This is a genomic window from Arthrobacter sp. HMWF013, assembly GCF_003061105.1.
Classification (GTDB): Bacteria; Actinomycetota; Actinomycetes; order Actinomycetales; family Micrococcaceae; genus Arthrobacter.
This window is the reverse complement of sequence record NZ_QAIQ01000260.1, coordinates 5911-11129: the sequence shown is the minus strand read 5'-3', so window position 1 is coordinate 11129 and position 5219 is coordinate 5911. Positions and strand designations below refer to the sequence as shown.

Below are 5219 nucleotides of genomic sequence, written 5' to 3'. Positions count from 1 at the left end.
AGGGCCTGGCGTACGTCCTCTTCAAGGAAGACGGCGAACTGGCCGGTCCGGTTGCCAAGAACCTGACTGACACGGAACGCTCCGGCCTGGCTGACGCCGTGGGCGCCAAGCCCGGCGACTGCATCTTCTTTGCCGCCGGTGAAAAATCCGCCGCGCGCGCCCTCCTCGGTGCTGCGCGTGTGGAAATCGGCCACCGCACGGGCCTGATCGATCCTGGCGCCTGGGCCTTCTGCTGGGTGGTTGACGCGCCCATGTTCGAACCGGCCGCCGCAGCCGTGGCTTCCGGCGATGTGGCCGTCGGCGCAGGCACGTGGACCGCCGTCCACCACGCCTTCACCTCGCCCAAGCCCGAGTTTATGGACACGTTCGATCAGGACCCGGAATCAGCCCTTTCCTACGCCTACGACATCGTCTGCAACGGCAACGAAATCGGCGGCGGTTCCATCCGTATCCACGAGCGCGATGTCCAGGAACGCGTCTTTGAACTGATGGGCCTGGACCGGGCAGATGCCCAGACCAAGTTCGGCTTCCTGCTGGAGGGCTTCAAGTTCGGCGCCCCTCCGCATGGCGGCATCGCGTTCGGTTGGGACCGTGTGGTGGCGCTGCTCGCAGGCGTCGAGTCCATCCGCGACGTCATTGCGTTCCCGAAGACCGGCAACGGCTATGACCCGCTGACCCAGGCCCCGGCCCCCATCACGGCCCAGCAGCGCAAGGAAGCCGGCGTCGACTTCAAACCGGAAGCCAAGAAGGCCGACTGATCTGAGATGCCGCAGCCAAAAGGCTCCCCGGGACACCGGGGAGCCTTTTGCATCGGGAAGGTGGTACGCCGTGACAGGTCCAACCCTGGCGGAACTTGAGGTCCTGATGGACGCTGCATGGCCCGCCCCGGACTCTGCAGCATCCGCGGGATGGGTCCTCCGCGCGGCGGCCGGGGTGACCCAGCGCGCCAACTCGGTATGGGCCCGGGATCCCGGCAGTGACCCGCACCATCAGCTGGGCGCCTTGCGTGAGGCCCGGCTGTGGTACCGGACACGGCGGCTTCCGCTGATCTTCCAGGTGTTCGCTGATCAGCGTTCAGCTGCCTTGAATTCCCTGCTGGACGGCCAGGGCTTCACGCGGCAGTCCGAGACCCTGATCATGACCCGTGATTCTGCCGGCGCGGGCGGACCGGAAGACATGCCATCCGGCGTCGAAATGTCCGGGACGCCGTCTGAAGAATGGCTGCAGCTCTGGTGGAGCGTGGACGGCCGGGGCGGCCCGGCCGAGCGGGAGACGGCCCGCACCATCCTGACCGGCTGCCCTTCGCTGTATGCCCTGGTGCGGTCCGACGACGGCGCGCCCGCCGCCGTCGGACGGCTCGCGGTTCCTGACGGTGAAGGCGGTTCCGGCGGCGTCTACTGCATGGCCACACGACCTGACCTCCGCCGCCGCGGCTATGCCAGCCGGGGGCTGGCGGCTTTGTCCGCTGCGGGACGAGCGGCGGGGACCGGCCGGCTGTGGCTGCTCGTCACCGCCCAGAACCACGGGGCCCAGGCACTCTACGCGGCGGCCGGCTTCCGCGAAGCCGGCCGCTACCTCTACCGGCAGGAACGCCCCAAGCGGCACCTGACCGGCTGCTGAGGGCACGCGCAACCTGATATCTGCAAAACCCCGCCACCTCACTGTGCTGAATCACTTCAACGCCCATTCACTTCAATGCTCAGTCGATTCAATGCTCAGTCACTTCAATGCTGATCCCGAAGGATTCGCGCTTGTCAGCAGGCCCGGTGATGCCGGCGATCATCAGCCTCTTCCCGGCGATTCCGATGGCGGAAACACTGAGATTCTCCTGTTCGAGTGCTTCGTGGTCCACGGGCACTCCCGCGAACTGCCTCCCGTCGCCGCTCACCATCAGAACCGGCGTGTGACGCCGTGGCACGCCCTGGGTCGCCACCAGCACAAATCCATCGCCCTTAACAGCGATCCGGGGGGCGGTCACGTCCTGGTCAGGGGAGGGAGCATCCAGATCCGTTCCGTGCTCCCAGGTCAATCCGTCGTCAGCGCTGGAGTACGTGGAATAGCGGTCAGGTTTCCCCGTGGAGCTGTGTTGCACCACGGCGACGGTCCGCAACGGCCCCGCCGTGAGCGACATAACACGGGCGTCCGGATAACCCTCGGCGCGGGGGAGCAGGACCGGCGTCCACGTCCGGGCGTCAGGGGATGCCCATACCGAGGCCCTGCGCAGCGTTCCCTCGTCGATGGATCCGCCCGCCACTACGGTTCCACCGGTGGTCTCGGCCAGTGAACCGATGTAGCGTCCCATCGATGGCTTGCCCCGCAGGGCGCCGGCCTGGACATGGCTCCACGTGGTGCCGTCCTCGGAGACCGCGATTCCCGCATGATCTGCACCATCCGCATGAAACCAGCCGGCTGCGAGGAAGCCATGACTGGATGGGAGTACCGCTTTCACCGGAGATTCCCCGTTTTCCGTGCCCGCGCCGAAGATGTTGCCGGTGTATTCCGACCATGCACCGCCCTCCGGCCGCGACCAGATAGCCGGCAGGTGGCTGTTCACAGTCCTGCGGCTGCCCAGCAGCATCAAACCGCGGGGCCCCGCCGTCAGGGTGTCGAGCGTTTGGTCGTCGTCGCTGACCAGGGCGGTGTAGTTGCTGAATTCCCGTTCGCCCTCCAGCTCCCAGATGGTGGGCTGGGAACGGACCGAGCCGAAGGCCAGCGATTTGCCACCGCTGCTGCTGAAGCCGGTGATATGCGGGCCATCCCCGGCAGGAAGCAGCGGAGCCGCGGCTTCGAGGGCTGCGTGCCGGCCGGTAATGACCCCTCCGGCGTCCACATGCCAGAGAAGGATCTGCTCGTTTCCGTGCTGGGAGTCGGTCCCGGCCACGAGGAAGCCGTCAGCAACGGCAGTCACCTCGGAATAGAGGCGGAGCCCACCCGCGGCGGGCGCAGGCAGCAGCAGTTCGGACCACGGCTGCCCCGGCCGCTGCAGAAGCACTTTAGGCAAATCGACGCTCACGCCGCCGGCCGTTTGCCTTGCGACGGCTCCCGCAGAACCGTAGGCGACGTCGGACTGCCGGGGAAACCCCTGCGTCTGGCTGCTCCACGAAGGGTCCGCGCCCAGTTGCCATGCTCCTCCCGGGGTCCAACTACCGGCCATGCCCACCGGGAAGTCCTTGCGAACACGGTCTGCTGGCCACGCATGCCCTGTCACCCTGAACTCTGTACCCGACCACGCGGCAGTCCACAGGCCGTTACCGAGCGGGCCGACGCCCGAGCTGTCCGGACTGGTGTCCACCCAGCTGTTCCCGCCGTCGGTGGAGGAGAACGCACGTGCATACGGTGGGCGGCTGGGAGGTACCTCCTGGCCCACCAGAAGCACGGCGTCGGGACCTGCGGCCATGCTCAACGGGTGGAAGGTGCTGTCCGCAGCGGGTAGCCCGGCCGCGGTCCCGTCCCGCCCGGTCCACGCTGACCCGTCGGTGCTCTGGTACAGCGTCATGGCGGTGCTGGCTGACCCGCTGTGGGGCGTTGTGGCCAGGAGCCAGCCCTGCGCTGTTCCGACCACCGCGTTCAGGCTTGTGGCGGTGGTTTCAAGAATTGGTTCCGGCTGGAGGCGGAAATCCCTCCCGTTGATGCTGGTGAAGGCGAAAACCTCGCCGTGACGGAGCCCCAGCAGGAGCCACTGTCCCTCACGGGAGGTGGGCATGCCGGCAAGTGCCATGCCCGGATCCTCGTTGCCGTCAAACAGGACCGGAAGCCAGGATGCGCCGTTATCCGGGGAGTAGGCCGCGCGGTGACCGCTGTGGGTTGACGTCGTGATGTCAAGGACGGCGAGGACTTCCTGCCGGCGGCTCGTCATGGCCGTCAGCGAATTCCTGGTGCGGTCTTCGCTGGCAAGAGCGGTCCCGATTCCATCCGTATGGAACGAAAGCCGGGTCCGGTCCAGCCAGCCACCATCGGTGCAGCCGGTGCAGAGCAGTGCCAGCGCTGCCACTGCAGCCGTCAGTCTGATCTTCAAGGTCACGTTTTCCCCCGGCTTGGTTCGGGCCCAGGAAGCGGCCCCTGTTCTGGAGTCTAGGCAGGAACTGGGGCCGGCGCTTGGGGCAAACGGCCGCTTGTGGATAACTTCCGGAGGTTGCTGACAATCCTGCAAATACTTGAAGCTTCAATTAAAAGAGGTTACAATATTCCTATGACGCAGACATCAGGCCTCCCTCCCGTACTCTTCCTCAGCCATGGAGCACCGCCGCTTGCCGACGACGCCACCTGGACGCGGCAGCTCCGCGACTGGTCCGGCACTTTCGGCAAGCCAAAGGACATCCTGATGGTGTCGGCGCACTGGGAAAATGCCCCCGTCACGCTCAGTGCCACCCGGCGTGATCCCGGCCTGGTGTACGACTTCGGTGGCTTTGCCCAGAAGTACTATGAGGTCACCTATGGCGCTCCCCAGGCCCCGGGGCTTGCCGCGGAGGTCGAACGGCTGGTGGGCGGCCACGGCCACCATGTCGAGCGCGACGAGGGCCGGGGCCTGGACCACGGGGCGTATGTGCCGCTGAAGGAGATGTACCCGGAAGCGGACGTGCCGGTTGTCCAGATGTCGATGCCTACGCTCGATCCACAGGGCCTGTTCAACCTCGGCATGTCCCTGGCACCGCTGCGCGACCGCGGCACAATGATCGTCGGTTCAGGGTTCACCACGCATAACCTGCGCTGGTTCAACCCCGCAGGAGGGCCCGACAGCACCCCGCCGGCAGCCTCCAGCGAATTCGACCAGTGGGCCGAAGAAGCCATGGCCCGCGGCGACGTCGACTCCATCCTGGATTTCCTGCACAAGGCCCCGGCGGCACGGGAAGCGCACCCGCGCAGCGAGCACTGGGCTCCGCTGTACGTGGCACTTGGCGCCGCCTATGGGTCCGGCACCCTGGAGGCCAGGACGGCAATCGACGGATTCTGGTTCGGGCTGTCCAAGCGCTCCTGGACCCTCACCTAGGCAACACGCCGTCAGGCCGGATCGGTCACCTGGATCCGGACGGCGCAGGCATCGACGGCCGCCTTCCGGAGCACTGCCGACCTGGGGTCGGGGACGTCCAGGTAAGCGAGCCTTGGCAGGCGTGCATAGTCCTTCAGGAGCGGGTCCTCCAGTACCAGGTCAGCCAGGGTGCGGTCCCCGCCCGGCACGATGTATTCAAACGACTGGCCGCCGAACACCAGCCGGGCCTGTT

General features: G+C 66.7%; 5 protein-coding genes. 3 read left to right on the top strand and 2 right to left on the bottom strand.

Annotated features, from left to right (window positions below):
- Together DBR22_RS10460 and DBR22_RS10455 are read left to right on the top strand one after the other, a co-directional pair.
- Positions 1–758, top strand: a 758-nt coding sequence (locus DBR22_RS10460) for an amino acid--tRNA ligase-related protein (protein ID WP_308810200.1), incomplete at its 5' end; no start/stop codon positions are given.
- A gap of 70 nt (positions 759–828) precedes the next feature.
- Positions 829–1620 carry a GNAT family N-acetyltransferase gene (locus DBR22_RS10455; protein ID WP_441296239.1) on the top strand — a complete coding sequence of 264 codons (792 nt, stop codon included), beginning with the start codon at positions 829–831 and terminating at the stop codon, positions 1618–1620.
- 88 nt (positions 1621–1708) lie between these two features.
- Here DBR22_RS10455 and DBR22_RS10450 read toward each other — a convergent pair whose 3' ends face one another.
- Positions 1709–4015, bottom strand: a complete 2307-nt coding sequence (locus DBR22_RS10450; protein WP_146187467.1) for a sialidase family protein — start codon at positions 4013–4015, stop codon at positions 1709–1711.
- Between the two features lie 174 nt (positions 4016–4189).
- Between DBR22_RS10450 and DBR22_RS10445 the strand changes: the two genes are divergently transcribed.
- Positions 4190–4987 (top strand): dioxygenase family protein, encoded by a 798-nt coding sequence (locus DBR22_RS10445; RefSeq protein WP_108598962.1) that lies wholly within the window; start codon positions 4190–4192, stop codon positions 4985–4987.
- Positions 4988–4998: 11 nt separating this feature from the next.
- Here DBR22_RS10445 and DBR22_RS24470 read toward each other — a convergent pair.
- Positions 4999–5219: Vms1/Ankzf1 family peptidyl-tRNA hydrolase (locus DBR22_RS24470; RefSeq protein WP_258229137.1), on the bottom strand; the 221-nt coding region annotated here is incomplete at its 5' end.